The organism is Microbacterium sp. AC026, from assembly GCF_979258475.1.
Genome location: NZ_OZ409857.1, coordinates 3,315,839 through 3,335,463, shown reverse-complemented (window position 1 = coordinate 3,335,463; position 19,625 = coordinate 3,315,839). Strand labels below are relative to the sequence as shown.

Here is a 19,625-nt window from a genome sequence, read left to right as displayed (position 1 = left end):
TGACACGTCAGAGGTGGGCCGGTGCTGATCTCTCGACCGATCAGGCGGGCGCGACCGGCCTCCCGATCGACAGCATCAGACGGTTCGCCCAATTGAAGAACGCGGCGCCGTGGATCACGTCGGCGATCTCGAGGTCATCGAGTCCCGCCGCCCGCAGCCGGGCGGTCTCGTCGGCGCCGAAGGTGCTGGGCGTGTCGGTCAGGGCGACGGAGGCCGCGACAACCGCGTTCCACCGCTCCCCGAGGTCGGCGTCGACTCCCTGATCCAGCAGGAGATCGACGTCGTCGACCCGCTTGCTGTGGTGCGCCGCGAAGCGCGAGTGCACCGAGGCGCAGAACACGCAGCCGTTGCGACGCGAAGCCGCGGTCGCCGAGAGCTCGCGCTCGGCCCGGGGAAGACCCTCCTTGGCGTTGTAGAAGATGTCCTTGTCGACGAGCGTGCGCGCCTTGAGCACCTCGGGGTCGCGCGCCAGCAGCCGGAAGTAGTCGTTCTTCGCCCGAGAGGCGTCGGCCAGACCGTCGTAGTGGCGCTCGGTGAGCTCCTCCTCCGCGAGCGGCGGCAGATGCGGGGTCCACCCCACCTCGGCTCGCGTGAACGCCTCGGGGTGCGGTGCGTCATCGCGCAGAAGCTCGGTCATGCTGCCTCCTCCTCGGAGTCGGATGCCGCGGCGATGCCGGCGGCGGAGAGAACCCTCAGGCCCGTGATGACGCGCTGCTGGAACGCGAGGAACGAGACGAGCTGCGAGAGGGTGACGATGCCGTCGGCCGACCATCCCGCATCCACCAGCCGCTGGATGTCGACGGCCGCGGATTCGCGCGGCCGGAACACGAGCAGGTGCGTGTGCGCGAGGGCGGCGGCGACCCGCCCGCCGAGCGCCTCTGCGATCTCGGGCGACGGCGCGTAGCGCTCGCCCTCGGTGTTCTCGCCCTGCAGTCCCGCTTCGGTGTACGAGCCGAAGGGCCCGGTCACCGCAGCGTTCGTGGCCTCGGCGATCACGACGGTGGCGCGCTGCGGGTCCACAGCCAGGGCCCGGTCTGCGTAGAACTCGGCCGTCGCATCCGCGTCGCCGGCGAGGCGCGTCGCGAACGCGGCGATCAGCTCGCGCTCGGCCTGCGACACCTCCTCCGTCGACACCGGCGCGAAGAGCGCGTCGAAGCTCGCCTGCAGCTGCTCCCTGGTGACGGGGCGACGGCGCCGCAGCGCATCGAGCTCCGGCGTCACCCCTACGATCTGATCGACGATGTCGGTGGTCATGCCTTCTCCTTGATGGTGTCGGTGAGGGTGTAGCCGAGAGCGGGGGCGACGTGCTCTGCGAAGAGCTCGATCGAGCGCAGCACGTGCTCGTGCGGGGCGTCGACCGAGTGCACCTGGAACGCGACCTCGGTCGCCCTGTCGAGGGTGGCGTCTGCGGCGAGGGACTCGGCGACCTCCTCCGGGGTGCCGAGGTGGGTGTCGAGGGCCACGATCAGCTCATCGAGGGTGTCGCCGGGGATCGTCTGGCCCTGTCGGCGGAACCCCTCGGCGGCACGACGCAGCCCGACCTCAGCGAAGCGCAGGGCCTCCGCGCGGTCATCCGCGACGAACACGGTGCGCGAGGCGGTGACACGCGGGGCGACGCCGTCGGGGAGAGCCTCGAGGTACGCGTCGATGATCGGATCCTGCAGCGCCGAGAGCGGGGCGTGCAGCGCGTCCGTCGACCGCGGCTGAGTGCGCGAGAGCAGGAGGCCATGCCCGTGGATGCCGGCGCGATGGCCGCCGGGGGCCGAGAAGGTCGCCTGCCAGATGCGGTCGCCGAGAGTGCCGGCATCCGGATAGAGGGTGTTGTCGGCGCCGATGTCCCGCCCCGCGAGCGCGTCGAGCAGCAGTCGCAGCTTGCGGTCGTAGGTCGGCGCCTTCTCGCGCACGTCCTCACCGAACGGCACGAAGGACGAGGGGGTTCCGCCGCTGCCGAGCCCCAGGTCGATGCGTCCGCCCGAGAGCAGGTCGGCGACCACCGCATCTTCCGCGACACGCACCGCATCTTCGAGCGGCAGCGTGACGACCCCGGTGCCGAGACGGATGCGCGAGGTCTGCGCGGCCACGTTGGCGAGATAGACGAGCGGCGAGGGCAGGCCGCCCTCCGCGGCGCGGAAGTGGTGCTGTGCGACCCAGGCGCGACCGACGCCGTGCCGTTCGGCGTGCCGGATCTGCTCGGTGGCCAGCGCGTAGCGCTCGGCGGGCGACGCGTCGTCGAGCAGCCGGGTGAAGAAGGCGATCGTGGGTGCGGTCATGCGGGCTGCTCCGTTCGTCCGGGGACGGCCGCGAGCAGCTCCCGGGTGTAGTCGTGCTGGGGGTCGTGGAAGAGGTCCTCGGTGACGCCTTCCTCGACGATCCGCCCGCGGCGCATCACCGAGACGGTGTGACTGATCCTGCGCACCACGGCGAGGTCGTGCGAGATGAAGAGGTAGGTGAGACCGAGTTCGGCCTGCAGCGAGGTGAGCAGTTCGAGGATGCGCGCCTGCACCGTGACGTCGAGGGCCGACACCGCCTCGTCGAGCACGACGATCTCGGGGTCGATCGCGAGGGCCCTGGCGATCGCGACCCGCTGTCGCTGCCCACCCGAGAGCTCACGCGGTGTGCGCTGCGCGAGGTCGCTCGGCAGCGACACCCTGTCGATCAGGGCGAGCGCTCGATCCCTGCGGTCGGAGCGGGAGCCCACCCCGAAGTTCTGCAGCGGCTCGGCGATGATGTCGACGACCTGCTGCCGCGGATCCAGCGATGCGAAGGGGTTCTGGTACACGAGCTGGATGCGCCGGCGCAGCGCGCGCAAACGCTGGCCCGACAGACCGGTCACGTCTTCACCGTCGATCTCGATGGCCCCGGCATCCGGCTCATGGAAGCGCGTGATGAGGCGCGCGGTGGTCGTCTTGCCCGATCCGGACTCGCCGACCAGCGCGTGCGTCGTGCCCCGGCGCACCCGGAACGACACGTCGTCGACGGCCCGGAATCGCTCACGCCCCGCGACCCTGAACTCCTTGACGAGACCGCTCGCGGTGATCGCGAACGGGTTCTCGGCCGCGACCGCTGCGGCATCCCGCAGGAAGGGCGGAACCTCGGGGCGGCGGAACCCCGTCGTGAACGCCGGGGCATCGGCGAGGAGCTGCTTCGTGTATCCGTCCGAGGGTGCCGCGAGCACCTGGGCGCTCGCTCCCTGCTCGACGATGCGGCCGTCCTTCAGCACGACGAGCCGTTGGGCGCGATCGGCCGCGACGCCGAGGTCGTGGGTGACCAGCAGGATGCTCGTGCCTTCCTCTCGACGCAGCTCGTCGAGCAGATCGAGCACCTTGCGCTGCACGGTCGCGTCCAAAGCACTCGTGGGCTCGTCGGCGATCAGCAGCCGTGGCCGCAGCGCGATGGCCGAGGCGATCAGCACACGCTGGCGCATACCGCCCGAGAGCTCGTGCGGGTACTGCCGAGCTCGGAGGTCCGGATCATCGATACCGACCCGGTCGAGGAGCTCGATCACCCGCGCGCGCCGCGAGCGACGATCGCGGTGGCCGTGCAGCTTCAGCACCTCTTCGACCTGGGCGCCGATCGGGCGCACCGGATCGAGCGAGGTCACCGGGTCCTGCGGCACGAGTCCGATCTCCGGACCCCGGATGCCGCGCAGTGCGCGATCCGTCCAGCCCGAGATGTCGAGCTCGCCGAGGCGCACCGTGCCGCCGTCGACCCTCCCGCCCTCGGGCAGCAGGCCGAGCAGGGCGTGCGCGGTGGTGGACTTGCCCGATCCCGATTCGCCCACGAGCGCGAGTGCCTCTCCCTCGGCGATCTCGAAGGAGACCCCGTGCACCACCTCCCGGCGACCGGCTCTGGTGGCGTACGAGACGGCGAGGCCGTCGACGGTGAGCACGCTCATCGCGGGTTCCTTCCGATGCGGTGCGAGATGCGGTTGGCGCTGAGCACGACGACGACCACGATGAGTCCTGGCAGTGCCGTGAGCCACCAGGCGGTCGCGATGTAGTTGCGTCCCTCGGCGATCAGCAGCCCCCATTCGGGGGTGGGTGGCGGAGCACCGTAACCGAGGAATCCGAGGGTCGAGATCGCGAGGATCGCGGTGCCGAACTGCAGGGCGGCGAGCGCGACGATCGGGGTGAGCGAGTTCGGCAGCACATGGCGACGGAGCACCGTGAAGAAGGTGCCCCCGCTGCCGTACGCCGCCTCGACGTATTCGCTGCGGCGCACTCTGGCGACCTCCGACCGCATGAGTCGGGCGAAGGCGGCGACGCTGCCGAGGCCCACGGCGATGGCGGCGTTCACCGTGCCGAAGCCGAGGAGGATGATCACCGACAGCGACAGCAGCAGGCCGGGGATGGCGAGCAGCACGTCGACGACGCGCATCAGGATGTCGTCGACGACGCCGCCGATCGCGCCGGCGATCGCACCGAGGATCGTCCCGAGCGCGAGGCCCACGGTGACGGCGATGAGCGCGCCCGAAAGCGAGTGCACGGCGCCGTGGACGACGCGGCCGAACAGGTCGCGACCGAGCGTGTCGGTGCCGAAGAGGTGCGCCGCGCTCGGTGGCAGCAGCTTGTCGGCGGGAGTGCCGGTGAGAGGGTCGCCGGGTGCGAAGACCCCGGGGATCAGCGCCCAGAGCACGGCGAGCGAGACGACGGCGATCGCGAGGTAGAGCCCCCACGGCAGAGCGAGCAGTCCGCGCGCGCGTCGAGGCGATCGGGTGAGCGTTGCGGCATCCTGCTGCGGTGTCTCGGGCGGGGTGTCGACGGATGCGGCCACGGCGGCGACGGTCATGCCGATGCTCCTGACTTCGAGAGGGCGCGCTGGCGCGGATCGATCAGCGGGGTGACGAGGTCGACGGCGAAGCTGATGAGCACGAACCCGAGGGCCGACAGCAGCACGACGCCCTGCAGCACCGGGATGTCCTGGTTCGACACGGCCTGCTCGGTGAGGCGGCCGATGCCGGTGCGACCGAACACGGTCTCGGTGACCACGGCCCCTCCCACGAGCTCGCCGAACAGCACCCCGGCGATCGTGAGCGTCGGCAGGGCCGCGTTGCGCGCGACCGACCGGGTGAGCACCCACGACGGCGGCGCGCCCTTGGCCCGGACGACGGTGATGAACGGCTGCGCCTGCACCTGATCGATGGCGCGCACCAGCACCTGGGCGAGCGGAGCGGAGATCGGCACGGCGAGGGTCAGCACGGGGAGGACGAGCCCGGCGACAGGGTCGGCGCCGACGATCGGCACCCACCCGAGACCGAACGAGAAGACCTGGATCAGCAGGATGCCGAGCCAGAACACCGGCACCGCGACGAACAGCCCCGGCACCTGACGGATGCCGTCGCGCAGCCACGCGAACGGTGCGAGAGACGAGAGCCCTGCGACGAGCACGGCGATCAGCAGCGCGACCACGAGTCCCAGCGACGCGAGCAGCACGGTCGACGGCAGTGCCTCGGCGAGCATCTCCAGCACCGGGGTGCCGAACTGTGTCGAGTAGCCGAAGTCACCGGCCGCGAATCCGAGACCTGCGTGCACGTACTGCTGCCACCACGGCAGATCGGTGCCGTAGGTGGCGCGGATGCCGTCGAGCTGCTCCGGCGACAGCCCGAGGCTGGGGTCGGAGAACTTGATCAGGATCGCATCCCCCGGCAGCAGCTGCAGGAGGAAGAAGGTGGCCGTGAAGGCCGCGATCAGAACGATCGCGGCCTGCCCGGCTCGTCGGAGGACGAAGCTCATCGGTGCACCGTCTCAGTCATGCTCAGTGCTCGGCGAGCCAGACGCCCGAGAAGGTGGGGCGACCGACCGACTCGAAGTCCACGCCGTGCACGTAGGTGGCGGCGCCGTAGACCTGCGGCTCCTCGAACAGCGGGATGACGTAGGCCTGCTCGGCGATGTAGTCCTGCACGGCCTGCGAGGCCGCCGCTCGCTTCTCGGTGTCCGGCTCCGAGGCGACCGCCTCGAGCAGGGCGTCGAGCTCGGCGTCGTTCGAGATCAGCGCGTCACGGTTCTTCGTGTAGTACTGGCTCTTGATCACGTCGAAGTCGGCGCGGCCGACCATCGAGTGGTAGAAGCCCGTCTTGAGCGGGTCACGGGTGTCCTCGGCATACGACCCGGCATCCGCCGGCTTGACCGTGAGCTCCACACCGACCTTCGCGAGCTGCTGGGCGACGAGCTCGAGCGTCTGCTTCGACAGGGGCTGCGGTGCGGCCTCGTACACGGTGATCGCGAGGCGCTCGCCGTCCTTCTCGCGGATGCCGTCGGACCCGGCCGTCCAGCCCGCCTCGTCGAGCAGCTTCTCGGCCTTGTCGGGGTCGTATGCGTAGTGCTCCGACTCGTCCTTGTATCCGAGCGCCTCCTGCGACAGCACCGAGGTCGCAACGGGGTAGTTCTCGGTGAACAGGGTGTCGACGACCTCCTGGGCGTCGACCGCGGCGACGAGCGCCTGACGCACCCTGATGTCGCTCAGCAGCGGGTTCTCGGGACGCAGCGAGATGGAGTTGTTCACGCCACGGGTCTGCGGTGCGTACAGCGTGAAGCCCGCGCTCTCGACCCGGTCCTCGTCGAAGGCCTGCACGTAGCGGACGTAGTCGGCCTGACCCGCGAGCAGCGATCCGATGCGCACGGAGTCCTCGGGGGTGACGAGCACGTGCACGGCGTCGACGTACGGACGGCCCTGGTTCTCGGCGCTCTCCGGCGCCCACGCGTAGTCCTCGCGGGCGGTGAGGGTGAACTCTGTGCCCAGCTTCTCGTCGGTGAGGGTGAAGGGCCCGGCGCCGATGATCTCCTCGGCGTTGCCCGCCCCGAAGTCCTCGATGGTGCCGTCGAGCGTCTCGGGCGAGAGCAGGCCGGAGTTGATGGTCGACGTCGCCTGCAGGAACCCGGGGGCCGGGGCCGAGAAGCGGAAGGTGACCGTGTCGTCGTCGACGACCTCGCTCGAGGCGTAGTTGTTGATCGCCTCGGAGACCGTGAGGCCGCGCTCGGGGTCGCCGAGGCCGTACGTGTCGAAGTTCTTCGCCACGGCCGCGGCGTCCAGCGGCGTCCCGTCCGAGAAGGTGACGTCGGGTCGCAGGTCGAACGTGTACTCGGTGGCGTCGTCGTTCACGGTCCAGGCCGAGGCGATCCACGGCTCGATCTCGAGCGAGTCGGGGTTCTGCCACGTCAGGCGCGCGGCGATGTTGTTGACCACGCCTCCGTTCGGGTAGAACCCGGCCTGCGGCGGGTAGAGGTTCGTGAAGGTCTGGTGCTCCAGATAGGTCAGCGTTCCCCCGGTGACGGGGTCGCCCGCGTCGGCGGAGGCGCCGCTCGGGGCCGGCGAGGACGCGCAGGCGGCGAGTCCCGCCGCGAGGACGAGCGGAAGCGCGACGGCGGCTGCGCGGATGAGACGGCGGTTCATGCGGGTCCTCCTGGACGGGATGCTGTGGTTCGGTGTGCGGGTGAACGTCACGCTAGGGACTCTCACGGTCGTGACGCGAATGGGGCTGTCATGTGCGGACCCGGCCTGTCACGAGACGTCATGACGGGTCACCAGACGCAATCCGACGTAATGGATGACGCGGTTCAGCGGACGAGAAGCGATGATGCGGCACGCTGCTCGCTGCCGACCTCGACGCCGACGCCGACGCCGACGCCGAGACGGTCCCGCAGCGGGGTGGGCGCTCCGTCGCTGCGACCGAGCAGGCCCCGTCGACGCAGTTCGGGCGCGGCGAGGCGGGTGAAGGCCTCGAACTGTGCGGGCTGGAACGCGGAGAGCACGTTGAACCCGTCGGCTGCACCCTGGTCGCGCCAGGTCTCGAAGTGGTCCGCGATCGTCGCGGCGTCGCCGACCACGAATGCGGCAGGCACGGCATGGGCCGCGACGAGGTGGCGCCAGGTCAGCGCCGTCTCGCCGTCATCCCCGACGCGGAGTCCGGCGATGAGTCGCAGGCGCTCGATCAGCGCCTGCCCTGCCTCCCCGAGGCGCCCGGCCTGATCGCGGGTCACGACCTCGTCGAAGCCGGCGGAACGCAGCGGTTCGTCGGCGCCGACGCCCAGGGCGTCGGCCAGCGCGACGACCGATCTGTTCGCGGGGAATGCCGTGCGGGACGACTGATGCCCCTCGTCGAGCGGGACGAGCGCGAGCAGCCGTTCGACGATGCGGTGAGCGTCGGCATCCGTCGGTGCGACCACAGGAAGCACGGGCGCGATCACCGCCAGCCCCTCGGGCGCGCGGCCTGATCGGAGCGCGATGTCGCGCAGCTGCCGCCGGGTGGCGATCGCATCGGCGATGTTCGGGGCGGCGATGAGCGCGAGGTCGGCCTCGGTCGCGGCGAGCGCGCGCGACCGCGGCGAAGTGCCCGCGTGCACGAGAGGGATCCGCCCCTGCGGGGGCGGGCGACGTTCAGCGGTCCGGAGACGCGCACGTGCTCGCCCCGGAGGTCCGCACCCCGGAGCCCGTCCGGGTCGATGAGCACGCCGCGTGCGGCATCCGCGATCCAGGCGTCCTCGCTCCACGAGTCCCACAGACGGCGCAGGGCGACGACGAACTCCTCCGCGCGGTCGTATCGGCTCTCGTTGTCGGCGTGCGCATCGCGACCGTGGTTGCCCGCGGCTCGTGGCTCGGCTCCGGTGACGAGGTTGACGCCGGCTCGACCGCCTGTCAGCAGGTCGAGGGATGCGAGCGAGCGCGCCGTCGCATACGGATCGGCGTAGGTCGTGTTCACCGTCGCGATGAGGCCGATGCGAGAGGTGACCCCGGCGAGGTACAGCACGGCGCTCACCGGGTCGATCCGCGCGAGCAGGTACGGGTCGCGGAATTCGAGGTCCGGCCCGGTGGCCAGCCAATCACCGAAGAACAGGTAGTCGAGCCCCGCGTCCTCTCCCTCTCGCGCGATGCGACGGAGGATCTCGGCATCGGCCGAGGGGTCGCGATGCGCGCCCGGCTGACGCCAGCCGGAGGGATACGCGCCGAGAGTGCGCACCATGGCGCCGATGATGAGGGGTTCGGTCATGCACCCGAAAGTATGAGCGGGCTCGGCAGCGGGCCAATCGGCGGGGAAGCGCAGCGAAACGGATCGCAACACGGCGACACATCCTCCCCGAGTGTGGGTGCCCGATCGGAGGATGGGACCATGACCTCGACCTCCTCCCCCGCGCTCTGAGCACCGCAGTGGTGACCGCATGATCGAGTTCGCCACGATCCGCCTGTCGGCCGGGCTCGAGGATCCGAGCGATCTGATCGCCGACCTCGACCGCGCGCTCGCGCTCGTCTGAACGGCATCCGTTCCGGCCGCCCCCGGATGCCCTGGTCTGAACACCCCGTGCTCAGCCTCCACCCCTACGCTGAGATGATGACTGGTCTTCGTTGGGGAATCCTCGCGACCGGCGGCATCGCCGGCGCGTTCGCATCCGATCTGCGCACCGCCGGGCTCGATCTCGTGGCGGTCGGCTCGCGCTCGCAGGAATCGGCCGACGCCTTCGCCGCCCGCTTCGACATCCCGCGCGCGCATCCCTCGTACGAGGCGCTCGTCGCCGACCCCGAGGTCGACATCATCTACGTCTCGACCCCGCACCCGATGCATCATGAGAATGCCCGCCTCGCGCTCGAAGCCGGCAAGCACGTGCTGGTCGAGAAGGCGTTCACCCTCAACCGCTCGGAGGCGGAGGACCTGCAGCGTCTGGCCGCCGACCGGGGTCTGCTCGCGATGGAGGCGATGTGGACGCGCTACCTGCCGCACATGGCCCGCATCCGCGAGATCATCGCCGCCGGGACCCTCGGTGAGATCCGCGCCGTGAGCGCCGACCACACCCAGCTGCTCCCCTCCGACCCCGAGCACCGCCTCAACGCCCTCGAGCTCGGCGGCGGTGCCCTCCTCGACCTCGGGATCTACCCGATCTCCTTCGTGTGGGACATCCTCGGCGCCCCGACCGGCATCCACGCCGTCGGGCGCCTGATCGAGACCGGAGCGGATGCCGAGGTCGCCACCGTCATGACCCACGACGGCGGAGCGATCTCGACGACGCTCTCGTCGTCGCGTGCCGCCGGCCCCAACGCCGCGAGCATCATCGGCACGACGGCGCGCATCGACCTCGACCGCGTCTGGTACACCCCCACCACGTTCCGCGTCGTGCAGCCGGACGGCACGGTCGTCGAGGAGTACGTGTCGGAGGTCGACGGTCGCGGCATGCAGTACCAGGCCCTCGCGGCCGAGCGCCTCGTGGGCGACGGCGTGCTCGAGGGCGATATCCTGCCGATCGCCGAGAGCGTCGCGATCATGGGCACCCTCGACGAGATCCGCGCGCAGATCGGCGTGCGCTACCCGCGCGAAGGAGTGAACCATGGCTGAGGCCACCGACGCCCGCGTCGCCGTCTACCTGGACTTCGACAACATCGTCATCTCCTGGTACGACCGTGTGCACGGACGGAACGCCTATGGCAAGGACCGCCAGCGGATCACCGAGAACCCGACCGATCCGGAGGTCACGGAGCGGCTGTCCCGCGCCATGATCGAGGTCGGCGCGATCATCGACTACGCGGCCTCCTTCGGCACGCTCGTGCTCACCCGGGCGTACGCCGACTGGTCGTCGCCCGTGAACGCGGTCTACCGGTCGCAGCTCGTGGCCCGCGCCGTCGACCTCGTGCAGCTGTTCCCGGCCGCCGCCTACGCGAAGAACGGCGCGGACATCCGCCTCGCCGTCGACGCGGTCGAGGACATGTTCCGTCTGCCCGACCTCACGCACGTCGTGATCGTCGCCGGAGACAGCGACTACGTCCCGCTCGCACAGCGCTGCAAGCGTCTGGGTCGCTACGTCATCGGCGTCGGCGTCGCGGGGTCCACCGCGAAGTCCCTCGCCGCCGCGTGCGACGAGTTCGAGGCGTACGACTCGCTTCCCGGTGTGGTGCGCCCGAGCAAGACCGCGCCCGCGCCCGTCGTCACCGTTCCCGAGGTCGCCGTCGAGCCTGTGGCCGAGCCGGCCGCCGAGCCCGCCGCGAAGGCCAAGTCGCGACCGCCGACGAAGGCCGCCAAGGCGAAGGCCGCCGCCGCGGCGGCGACCGCTGCGGCACCGTCGTCGTCCGCGAAGCTCGACGAGCACGGAGAGGGCACCGAGCAGGGCGAGGCGACGGAGCTGCTGCATCGCGCGCTGCGCCTCGGGCACGACAAGGCCGATGCCGACGAGTGGCTGCACAGCTCGGCGGTGAAGACGCACATGCGTCGCATGGACCCGTCGTTCAGCGAGAAGGCCCTCGGCTACCGCTCGTTCTCGGACTTCCTCAAGTCGCGCGAGAGCATCGCGGAGCTCGAGGAGACCGGCCACGAGCGCCTGGTGAAGCTGCGCGACTCGGTCTGATCCGCGCCGCCGGTCACGTCGTCACTCCTCGAAGTCATACTCCTGGAACGCCGCGACCTCGGGCACCCAGCGTTCCGAGACGAACGCGGTGTGCGCGGGGTGCGCGTCGTAGGAGCGGTACGCATCGCGGTCGCGGAACACCATCGAGAACTGATGCTCGAGGTCGCTCTTCGGGCTCACCTGGCGACGGATCGTGAAGTCCTCGACACCGGGGATCGACGTGAGCACCGCTCTGCCCGTCGCGAGGAACTCGCGCTCCTCGGGGCTGCCCGCCTCGTGCACGAGGCGGAAGACGACGGTGTGCTGGATGGTCATGCGGGATCTCCGGTCTGCTGACTGCTGAAGGCGGCGTCGAACGCGGCCGTGGGCGCGGGCCAGAGCAGCGACCGCACGTAGGCGAGGGCCTCCGGCGCGCCGTGCAGTCGGTCCATTCCCGCGTCCTCCCATTCGATCGAGATGGGGCCGTCGTATCCGATCGCCTCGAGCGCGCGGAACGCGTCCTCCCAGGGCACGTCGCCGTGGCCGGTCGAGACGAAGTCCCACCCGCGTCGGGGGTCGCCCCACGGCAGATGCGATCCGAGCACGCCCGCACGCCCGTTGTGCGGTCGCATCCGGGTGTCCTTGCAGTCCACGTGGTAGATCCGGTCGGCGAAGTCGACGATGAACCCGACGGGATCGATGTTCTGCCACATCATGTGCGACGGGTCCCAGTTGAATCCGAACGCCCCGCGGTGGTCGATCGCCTCCAGCGCCCGCACGGACGACCAGTAGTCGTAGGCGATCTCGCCGGGATGCACTTCATGCGCGAACCGCACGCCCTCGCCGTCGAACACGTCGAGGATCGGGTTCCAGCGCGCGGCGAAGTCCTCGAACCCGCCTTCGATGACGGATGCCGGTACCGGCGGGAACATTGCCACATAGGGCCAGATCGATGAGCCGGTGAACCCGACGACGGTGTCGACGTCGAGCCTGCGCGCGACCCGCGCCGCCCGCTTCATGTCGTCCGCCGCGCGGGCGCGCACGCCCTCGGAGTCGCCGTCGCCCCACACGTAGTCGCGCAGGATCGCCTGGTGACGGAAGTCGATGGGGGCGTCGCACACCGCCTGGCCCGCGAGATGGTTCGAGATCGCGAAGATCTGCAGACCGTGCCGGTCGAGGATCTCGCGGCGCGAGGCGACGTAGGCGTCGTCCTCGTCGGCTCGCCGCAGGTCGAGATGGTCCCCGGATGCTGCGACCTCGAGGCCGTCGTATCCCCACTCAGCCGCCAGCCGGGCGACCTCCTCGAACGGCAGATCGGCCCACTGGCCGGTGAACAGGGTGACCGGGTGCGTGGTCATGGACACTCCTTCGTATCGCGTGACGGGTCAGGTGCCGAGCGCTCTCAGTGCCTGGATGCTGCGGGCGGCGAGCTCGTCCTGGCTCGCCGCGAGTGGTCGCCAGACGGATGCGGCGACGGCTATCGTCGCGTTCTCGCCCGTGAAGCTCTCCAGCCCGAGCGGCCCTCGATAGTCCGCATCGTCGAGGGCCCGGAGGATCTCCGGCCAGTCCGTGTGGTCGTCGCCCACGGCGCCCCGATCGCTGCCGCACACCTGCACGTGCGCGATCGCCGAGCCCGCCGCGCGGATGGCCTCCGCGGGCTTCTTCTCCTCGATGTTCAGGTGGTAGGTGTCGAGCGCGAGCCCGACGCCTGCGCCGAGCAGCGGTGCGAGCGCGTCGAGGCTCTGCTCGACCGTGTTGAGCACGCTCGTCTCGTAGCGGTTGAGCGGTTCGACGGCCAGGGTTATCCCGGCGGAGGCCGCCTCGGCCGCGACCGGCTCGAGGTTCGTGCGCAGCTCGCGCACCACTCGCGAACGGTCCTCGACGGACATCCGCCAGGTAGCCCCGGTGGGTGCGTAGAAGGGACCGGCGACCACCGCGGAGCCGAGCGTCGCGGCCGCCGCGATGCACGAGCGCAGGTAGTCCTGCGTGGCCCCGACGTCACCGGCCTGCGCGAGCAGCGAGCGCCGAGGGCCCATGGCCCCGACGACGATCGCGGCGAGGCCGAGGTCATCGAGCACGTCGCGGGCTCGTGCCGGATCCCAGTCCCCGACGCTCTCGAGCGGAAGCTCGAGCGCCTGATACCCCATCCCCGCCGCCTTCCGCGCGAGCGGCTCGAGAGTCGCGTCGGTCAGTGGAGACGTCCACACCCACGTGTTGACGGCGATCGTGCGAGGCATCCTGCTCCTTCGGGGATGACGCGAGTGCTCCCACCCTCCCATCCGCGAGGCGCAGAGGGGAAGGGTGGGAGCATCACCGCGGGTTACGGGATCTGGCGTTCCTGCCAGACGGTCGGGTAACCGGGAAGGTTCTCCCCGCCGAACTTCGCGTAGTGCCCGTCCGGCATTCCCTCGTTGGCGGCGAGGTAGTCGTCGAGCTCTGCTTCGGTGATCGGCTTCTGCGGGAGCACCCACTCCTTCGGAACCTCTTCGCCGGCGAAGATCATCTGCGCGGCGAGCAGCGGCGTGCGCCACTGGAAGTTCGAGTACACCGGGGCGAGGCCCGTGAGACCCGTGTCCTTCCACTTGCGGAGGAAGCTCATCTCGTCCTCGCCGGTCATCACCGGGTAGTCGGCGCCGGCATCTTCGAAGGCTTCGATCGCGGCGACAGCGCCGTCACCGGCATCCATCCAGATTCCCTGCACGTCGCCCTTGGCGAGCTCGTCGCTGATGATGCTCTTGATCTCCGCGGGGTCGGCGCCCGTGAAGTAGTCCACGGCCTCGATCCCCGCCTCGTCGAAGAGCTTCTCCGCAGCGGCCCACCGGTGCTCGAGCACGTCGACTCCGGGGAGGATGCGCAGCGCCACGACCTTGTCGCCCTCTTCGAGGTTGTCGATGAGGAACTCGGCCGTGTCGATGCCCCACGCGAATCCGCCGATCGGGTGGATGAATGTGACCGGGCAGTCGGTGTCGACGCCGCGGTCGAACACGATCACCGGCTTGCCGGTCTCGCATGCGCGCTCGACGGCCGGCGTCATCGCCGCGGTGCTGTTGGGCGAGATGAGGAAGACGTCGCAGCCGCCCTCGGAGATGAAGTAGTCGATGTCGGCGATCTGCGTGTCATCCGAGTCCTGCGCGTCGCGGGTCTCCATCTCGCTGATCGCACCGGCCTCCTGCAGCGACTTGAGCTGCTCGTTCATCGTGATCCAGCCCGTCTGCCGCCACGGGTTCGAGATCGAGGCGTTCGCGAAGCAGGCCTTCTTGGGCCCCTCGCTGGCGAACTCCGACGTGTCGACCATCTCGGCCTTGATGTGCTGGAGATACGGCTCGGTCGCCGGCCCCTGGGGCTCGACACCCCGCTCCTCCATCTGCTTGTCGAACAGCTCCTGGTCGAACCATTCGGTGGTCTCGGCCGACTCCTCCGGGTTCTCCGACTCCGCCGGCGCCACGGACGGGTCTGTCGTACACCCGGCGAGCGCGATGAGGCCGAAGAGAGCCACCCCTGCGGTGGCGATCTTCATCGATCGTCGCATTGCTAATCTCCTCTGGTTTCTGTGTGGATGGTGCTGGTTGTTACGGGTTCTGAGGTCTCTGTGCGCGGAACGTCCGGAGACGACTGCGGGCCTCGCCGGCGCCGTGCCCGGAAGGCGACCGCGGAGTACGCCACTGCGGCGATGATGATCACGCCCTGCACGGCGTCTCGCAGCGTCGAAGGGACCCCCGCGATGTTCAGCAGCATGAAGAGGGCCTCGAGCGCGAAGGCTCCCGCCGCCGCCGCGACGATCCATCCCCGGCCTCCGCCGAGCACGACCCCGCCGAGGACGACGGCGGTGATGGCGACGAACTCGTAGCCGCGGCCGACCGAGGGATGCACCCCGGCGTACCCCACGAGCAGCACGGCGGAGAGCGTGGCCGAGAGCGACGAGATCACGAACGCCCGTGTCGTCACCCAGGCGCTGCGCGCGCCGGCGAAGTCGACCGCGGTCGAGTTGTCGCCGACCGCGATGAGGAGCTTGCCGAGCGGGCGCTTGGTGATCCAGATGCCCAGCGCGAGCCACCCGATCAGGATGAACACCGCCCAGGGGATGAACTCGAGCACCGGCACGTCACGGATGCCGCCACGACCGATCTCGCGGAAGCTGTCAGCCGGGTTGCCCGTGGCCGCTCCCCGGTCCACCACATGACGCCGCCGAGAAGGGCGAGCATCATGCCCAGCGTGACGATGAAGGAGGGCACCTTGAGCAGCGTGGTGATGACGCCGTTCACGAGTCCGACGACCACCCCGAAGACGATCATGAGCAGCAGCACGGGCACGGTGCGGGAGTCGTCCTGCCCGACGAGGTTGCCGGCGACGATCACCTGCGCGGTGATCAGCGAGCCCTGCGACAGGTCGAACTCGCCCGCGATGATGACGAAGTACTGGCCGATCGCGACGATGGCGATCGGTGCGACGCGCTGGATGAACCTCATGAACTGCCCCGGCTCCGCGAAGCTCGGGTTGAGGATCATGACGGCGACGAGCAGGATCACCAGCAGCAGGAACACCGCGCCCCGAGGGCTCACGAGTGTGCGCAGAGTGTTCACGACCGGCCTCCTTCCGCCACGGTGCTCGTATCGGCGAGTTCGGATGCTGCGGCCGCCATCTCGGACTCGGCCGCCTTGGCGGCGTCGTCTCCCCGGTTCTCGTGCCGCCGGCGCCGAAGCGCGGACGGCGACTGACGATCGACCGACGACTGTAGACGGCCACCGCGGCGACGATCACCACGCCGCGGACGACGTCCTTCAGGAACGGGTTGACCTGCATGACGCTCATCACGTTGTCGACGACCGCGAGGATCGCGACACCGCCGATCGCACCCCAGATCGAACCGCGTCCGCCGAGCAGCAGGGTGCCTCCGAGCACGACGGCTGCGATCGACAGCAGCGCGTAGCCGCCCTGCTGCCCGACCGTGGGACTGCCGACGCCGAGACGGCTGGCGAGCAGCAGGCCGGCGAGGCCCGCGAAGACGGAGCACAGCACGTGCGCGGCGATCAGCGGCGGGCGGGTGCGCACCCCCGACAGGCGCGCGATCTCGGGGTCGCCGCCGACCGCGTACAGGTGGGCGCCGGTGCGCGTGCGGTTCAGCAGCAGCCAGACGACGACGGCGAGCGCGATCATGATGATCGTCGACACCGGCACGGGCCCGACTCCGGTGGCGCCGATGAGCTGGAACTCCCACGGCACGCTGCCCGCCGAGCCCTCGAAGTTGGTGTTCAGGATCCCCTGCAGGATCAGCCCCACGCCGAGCGTCGCGATGAACCCGTTGACCTTCAGCACGGTGACGATGAGTCCGTTGACCAGACCGATCCCGGCGCAGACGAGCAGAGTGATCGAGACCGCGGCCGGGATGTTCCCGGGGTTGCCGTTCATGATCGTCGCCGCCAGGAGGCTCGACAGACTCACGACGTAGGTCACCGACAGGTCGAGCGACGCGCCGAGCACCACGAGGGTCTGCCCGATCGCGACGAGCCCGAGGACGCTCATGCCGGTGAGGATGTCGCGGATGTTGCCGGGGCTGAAGAAGTTGCGACCGACGGTGCCGACGAGGATGGCGCCGACGATGAGCGTCAGGATGAGGATCCCGAGCACGATGACGGTCGAGTCGATCCGAAGTCTCTTCATCGTGCACCCCGTCGACCGTCGCGCCCGTGGCTGCGCCGAGGATCTCGTGCTCCGCGGAACCCGCCGGCAGCTCGGCGACCAGCTCGCCGTCGTGCATCACGAGGATCCGATCGCTCATGCCGATCACCTCCGGCAGCTCGCTCGACACCATCAGCACCGCCTTGCCCTGTGCCGCGAGGTCGCGCATGAGCTGGTACACCGCGTACTTCGCACCGACGTCGATGCCGCGGGTCGGCTCGTCGAAGAGCACGATCTGCGGCTGTGTGAGCAGCCACTTGGCGAGCACGACCTTCTGCTGGTTGCCGCCCGAGAGGAAGCGCACCTCCTGGTCGAGACCGCGGGAGCTGATCTCCAGCGAGCTGAGCACCCCGGGCACCTCTCGACGGGACGAGGCGGTGCGAGCGGTGAAGACGCTGCGGATCACGAGCAGGGTGTTGTCGAGCACCGACTGCCCGAGCGCCAGTCCCTGGGCCTTGCGATCCTCCGAGACGAGGGCGAGTCCCGCGCGCACCGCCGCCCTGGCGCTCGTGATGCGCGTCGATGAGCCGTCGACCCGCATCGAGCCCCGCACGAACGGGTCGATGCCGAAGATCCCCTCGACCAGTTCGGTGCGTCCGGACCCCTGGAGCCCGGCGATCCCGACGATCTCCCCGGCGCGGATGGTGAGCGAGACGCCGTCGACGAAGGCGTTGCCGCAGCCGTCGAGCTCGAGCCGCGGCTCGCCGACGACGGTGCCGGCCACGGCATCCGGGTAGTACGACTGGATGGATCGGCCGACCATTCGGCGCACGAGTTCGTCGGTCGTCAGGGCGCTCGTCTCATCGGTCGAGACCAGAGCGCCGTCTTTGAGGATCGTGATGCGGTCGCACAGGTCGAAGATCTCCTTGAGCCGGTGCGAGACGTAGATCACCGCCACCCCGCGAGACGTGAGCCGGCGGATGATCGCGTACAGCAGCTCGACCTCGCGGTCGCTCAGCGCGGCGGTGGGCTCGTCCATCGAGATGACCTGCGCCTCGAACGACAGCGCCTTGACGATCTCGACGATCTGCTGCTCGGCGACGGTCAGCGAACCGACCCGGGCCTGCGGGTCGATGAACGAGACGCCGAGGTCGGCGAGGAGCTCGCCGGTGCGACGGATCATCGCCTTCTGATCGACGAAGCCGCCGCGTCGGGGCTCACGTCCGAGATACACGTTCTGCGCGACCGTGCGCTCGGGCAGCAGCGTGAATTCCTGGAAGACGGTCACGATGCCGTCGTCCATCGCCTGCCGCGGGTGTGCGTGCCGCACCTCCGCGCCGCGGTAGCGCACCACGCCGTCGTCGGCGGGCTGCACCCCGGCGATGATCTTCATGAGCGTGGACTTGCCCGCGCCGTTCTCGCCGACGAGTCCGTGCACCTCCCCCGGACGCACATCGAAGTCGATGCCCTTCAGCACCTCCACTCCGAAGAACGACTTGCGGATGCCCGAGACCTCGAGCACCGGCTGTGTGATCGTCGCGGTCATGCCGCCACCTCCGTCCATCGTCCGTCCGCGGCCGCCGAGGCGAGGACCGCCTCGGTGAGCACCGCCGAGCGGACACCGTCCTCGAACGTGGGCAGCCCGTCGGGGGTCGCGCCGCCGATCGCCGCATACACGTCGGCGATGAAGCCGTTGAACGCGTCCTGATAGCCCATGGCATGCCCCGAGGGCACCCGCTGCAGACGAGCCGAGTCGGGCGATGCGGTGGAGGGGTCCCGCAGCAGCAGCCGGGACTCCTCTCTCATGCCGATCCACAGCTCCTCCGGGCGCTCCTGCTCGAAGCGCAGGGTCTGCCTGGTCCCGTGGAGTTCGAGAGTCAGGGCGTTCTTGCGTCCGGCGGCCATCTGCGAGACGAGCAGGGTGCCCAGGGCACCGGACTCGGTCTCGACGAGGATCGCGACGATGTCCTCCGTGTCGACCGCCCGTCCGGCTCGCTCGGCGAACACCCGGCGGGTGCGGGCGCTCAGCGACCGGATCCGCTGGCCCGTCACGAACTCGATGAGGTCGCAGAGGTGCGAGCCGATGTCGGCGAACGCCCGGGATGCCCCGCCGGATGCCGACCGCACCCGCCAGTCATCGTCCGTGGAGAGGAGCATCCAGTCCTGCAGGTACGAGCAGTCGAGGGTGAGGAGCTCCCCGATGCCGCCCAGGGCGACGCGGGCCCGCGCCTCCCGCACCATCGGGTGGTAGCGGTAGACGAAGGGAACCGCGGTGACGCGGCCGAGAGATCCGGCGACCCGTGCGAGTTCACGGGCGTCCGCAGCGTTCGTGGCGAGGGGCTTCTCGCAGATGACATGCTTGCCGGCTTCGAGTGCGCGCAGCGCAAGGCCGGCGTGGGTGGCGTTGGGGGTGCAGATGTGGACGACGTCGATGTCATCGGCCGCGAGGAGAGCGGCGGCATCGGCCTCAGCACGCACGGCGCCGAGTTCGTCCGCGGCCTGACGCCCGCCCGCGAGGGAGCCGGTGGCGACGGCGCGGAACTCGCCTCCCGCGTCCCTGGCCGCTGTGCGATGCACGCGAGCCATGAATCCCCCGCCGAGGATGCCGACTCGGATCGTCCCGAGACCGGTGTCTGTGACATCCGTTGTCATGGCGGTGAGTCTGACACGGCTCCTCGACTTTTGCTAGATATTCGTCAAAAGTTCTTC

16 protein-coding genes and 3 pseudogenes are annotated in these 19,625 nt (G+C 69.9%); 2 read left to right on the top strand and 17 right to left on the bottom strand.

What is annotated here, in order from left to right:
• Positions 1-40 precede the first annotated feature (40 nt).
• The 8 genes and pseudogenes from ACZZ93_RS16940 to ACZZ93_RS16905 all read right to left on the bottom strand — a co-directional run bounded on the left by ACZZ93_RS16940 (position 41) and on the right by ACZZ93_RS16905 (position 8,956).
• Positions 41-637 (bottom strand): alkylhydroperoxidase domain protein, encoded by a 597-nt coding sequence (locus tag ACZZ93_RS16940; RefSeq protein WP_463511608.1) that lies wholly within the window; start codon positions 635-637, stop codon positions 41-43.
• Positions 634-1,254, bottom strand: a complete 621-nt coding sequence (locus ACZZ93_RS16935; RefSeq protein WP_053097143.1) for a CMD domain protein — start codon at positions 1,252-1,254, stop codon at positions 634-636. The genes ACZZ93_RS16940 and ACZZ93_RS16935 overlap by 4 nt, the downstream gene beginning before the upstream one ends.
• Entirely contained in the window at positions 1,251-2,270 is a 1,020-nt protein-coding gene (locus ACZZ93_RS16930; protein ID WP_230100347.1) for a putative FMN-dependent luciferase-like monooxygenase, read from the bottom strand. The genes ACZZ93_RS16935 and ACZZ93_RS16930 overlap by 4 nt, the downstream gene beginning before the upstream one ends.
• Entirely contained in the window at positions 2,267-3,895 is a 1,629-nt protein-coding gene (locus ACZZ93_RS16925) for a dipeptide ABC transporter ATP-binding protein (RefSeq protein WP_463511607.1), read from the bottom strand. Before ACZZ93_RS16925 ends, ACZZ93_RS16930 begins: the two co-directional genes overlap by 4 nt.
• Complete coding sequence (locus ACZZ93_RS16920) at positions 3,892-4,788, bottom strand: ABC transporter permease (RefSeq protein WP_072591576.1); 897 nt, start codon at positions 4,786-4,788, stop codon at positions 3,892-3,894. The genes ACZZ93_RS16925 and ACZZ93_RS16920 overlap by 4 nt, the downstream gene beginning before the upstream one ends.
• Complete coding sequence (locus ACZZ93_RS16915; RefSeq protein WP_053097150.1) at positions 4,785-5,732, bottom strand: ABC transporter permease; 948 nt, start codon at positions 5,730-5,732, stop codon at positions 4,785-4,787. The genes ACZZ93_RS16920 and ACZZ93_RS16915 overlap by 4 nt, the downstream gene beginning before the upstream one ends.
• Positions 5,733-5,754: 22 nt before the next feature.
• Positions 5,755-7,389, bottom strand: a complete 1,635-nt coding sequence (locus tag ACZZ93_RS16910) for a TIGR04028 family ABC transporter substrate-binding protein (RefSeq protein ID WP_372984208.1) — start codon at positions 7,387-7,389, stop codon at positions 5,755-5,757.
• Between the two features lie 164 nt (positions 7,390-7,553).
• Positions 7,554-8,956: pseudogene (locus ACZZ93_RS16905) on the bottom strand (NtaA/DmoA family FMN-dependent monooxygenase).
• Positions 8,957-9,322: 366 nt separating this feature from the next.
• On the opposite strand from ACZZ93_RS16905, the gene ACZZ93_RS16900 reads away from it, so the two are divergent.
• The gene (locus tag ACZZ93_RS16900; RefSeq protein ID WP_053097156.1) at positions 9,323-10,318 is read left to right on the top strand and encodes a Gfo/Idh/MocA family protein; all 996 of its coding nucleotides are present in this window, start codon (positions 9,323-9,325) and stop codon (positions 10,316-10,318) included.
• Positions 10,311-11,321, top strand: a complete 1,011-nt coding sequence (locus ACZZ93_RS16895) for an NYN domain-containing protein (protein ID WP_053097157.1) — start codon at positions 10,311-10,313, stop codon at positions 11,319-11,321. Before ACZZ93_RS16900 ends, ACZZ93_RS16895 begins: the two co-directional genes overlap by 8 nt.
• Positions 11,322-11,342: 21 nt before the next feature.
• Here ACZZ93_RS16895 and ACZZ93_RS16890 read toward each other — a convergent pair whose 3' ends face one another.
• The 9 genes and pseudogenes from ACZZ93_RS16890 to ACZZ93_RS16850 form a co-directional block, all read right to left on the bottom strand.
• Entirely contained in the window at positions 11,343-11,636 is a 294-nt protein-coding gene (locus tag ACZZ93_RS16890) for a Dabb family protein (protein ID WP_053097158.1), read from the bottom strand.
• Positions 11,633-12,658 (bottom strand): sugar phosphate isomerase/epimerase family protein, encoded by a 1,026-nt coding sequence (locus ACZZ93_RS16885; protein ID WP_463511606.1) that lies wholly within the window; start codon positions 12,656-12,658, stop codon positions 11,633-11,635. Before ACZZ93_RS16885 ends, ACZZ93_RS16890 begins: the two co-directional genes overlap by 4 nt.
• Positions 12,659-12,685: 27 nt before the next feature.
• A complete protein-coding gene (locus ACZZ93_RS16880; protein WP_230100353.1) occupies positions 12,686-13,537 on the bottom strand; it encodes a sugar phosphate isomerase/epimerase family protein in 852 nt (283 codons plus the stop codon).
• An 83-nt stretch (positions 13,538-13,620) separates the two neighbouring features.
• Entirely contained in the window at positions 13,621-14,817 is a 1,197-nt protein-coding gene (locus ACZZ93_RS16875) for a substrate-binding domain-containing protein (protein ID WP_463511605.1), read from the bottom strand.
• Between the two features lie 14 nt (positions 14,818-14,831).
• Positions 14,832-15,395, bottom strand: coding sequence for an ABC transporter permease subunit (locus ACZZ93_RS16870; protein ID WP_463511764.1), 564 nt, complete (start codon positions 15,393-15,395; stop codon positions 14,832-14,834).
• Entirely contained in the window at positions 15,359-15,880 is a 522-nt protein-coding gene (locus ACZZ93_RS16865; RefSeq protein WP_463511604.1) for an ABC transporter permease, read from the bottom strand. The genes ACZZ93_RS16870 and ACZZ93_RS16865 overlap by 37 nt, the downstream gene beginning before the upstream one ends.
• Before the next feature lie 220 nt (positions 15,881-16,100).
• A pseudogene (locus tag ACZZ93_RS16860) lies at positions 16,101-16,820 on the bottom strand (ABC transporter permease); the annotation flags it as partial.
• Positions 16,821-17,199: 379 nt separating this feature from the next.
• Positions 17,200-18,462: pseudogene (locus tag ACZZ93_RS16855) on the bottom strand (sugar ABC transporter ATP-binding protein); the annotation flags it as partial.
• The gene (locus ACZZ93_RS16850; protein WP_053097173.1) at positions 18,459-19,568 is read right to left on the bottom strand and encodes a Gfo/Idh/MocA family protein; all 1,110 of its coding nucleotides are present in this window, start codon (positions 19,566-19,568) and stop codon (positions 18,459-18,461) included. The pseudogene ACZZ93_RS16855 and the gene ACZZ93_RS16850, both read right to left, overlap by 4 nt.
• Positions 19,569-19,625: the final 57 nt, after the last annotated feature.

Excerpts from the sequence above, each read along its gene's own strand:
- ACZZ93_RS16940 (WP_463511608.1), bottom strand. The coding sequence starts at position 637 with ATGACCGAGCTTCTGCGCGATGACGCACCGCACCCCGAGGCGTTCACG.
- ACZZ93_RS16935 (WP_053097143.1), bottom strand. The coding sequence starts at position 1,254 with ATGACCACCGACATCGTCGATCAGATCGTAGGGGTGACGCCGGAGCTC.
- ACZZ93_RS16930 (WP_230100347.1), bottom strand. The coding sequence starts at position 2,270 with ATGACCGCACCCACGATCGCCTTCTTCACCCGGCTGCTCGACGACGCG.
- ACZZ93_RS16925 (WP_463511607.1), bottom strand. The coding sequence starts at position 3,895 with ATGAGCGTGCTCACCGTCGACGGCCTCGCCGTCTCGTACGCCACCAGA.
- ACZZ93_RS16920 (WP_072591576.1), bottom strand. The coding sequence starts at position 4,788 with ATGACCGTCGCCGCCGTGGCCGCATCCGTCGACACCCCGCCCGAGACA.
- ACZZ93_RS16915 (WP_053097150.1), bottom strand. The coding sequence starts at position 5,732 with ATGAGCTTCGTCCTCCGACGAGCCGGGCAGGCCGCGATCGTTCTGATC.
- ACZZ93_RS16910 (WP_372984208.1), bottom strand. The coding sequence starts at position 7,389 with ATGAACCGCCGTCTCATCCGCGCAGCCGCCGTCGCGCTTCCGCTCGTC.
- ACZZ93_RS16900 (WP_053097156.1), top strand. The coding sequence starts at position 9,323 with ATGACTGGTCTTCGTTGGGGAATCCTCGCGACCGGCGGCATCGCCGGC.
- ACZZ93_RS16895 (WP_053097157.1), top strand. The coding sequence starts at position 10,311 with ATGGCTGAGGCCACCGACGCCCGCGTCGCCGTCTACCTGGACTTCGAC.
- ACZZ93_RS16890 (WP_053097158.1), bottom strand. The coding sequence starts at position 11,636 with ATGACCATCCAGCACACCGTCGTCTTCCGCCTCGTGCACGAGGCGGGC.
- ACZZ93_RS16885 (WP_463511606.1), bottom strand. The coding sequence starts at position 12,658 with ATGACCACGCACCCGGTCACCCTGTTCACCGGCCAGTGGGCCGATCTG.
- ACZZ93_RS16880 (WP_230100353.1), bottom strand. The coding sequence starts at position 13,537 with ATGCCTCGCACGATCGCCGTCAACACGTGGGTGTGGACGTCTCCACTG.
- ACZZ93_RS16875 (WP_463511605.1), bottom strand. The coding sequence starts at position 14,817 with ATGAAGATCGCCACCGCAGGGGTGGCTCTCTTCGGCCTCATCGCGCTC.
- ACZZ93_RS16850 (WP_053097173.1), bottom strand. The coding sequence starts at position 19,568 with ATGACAACGGATGTCACAGACACCGGTCTCGGGACGATCCGAGTCGGC.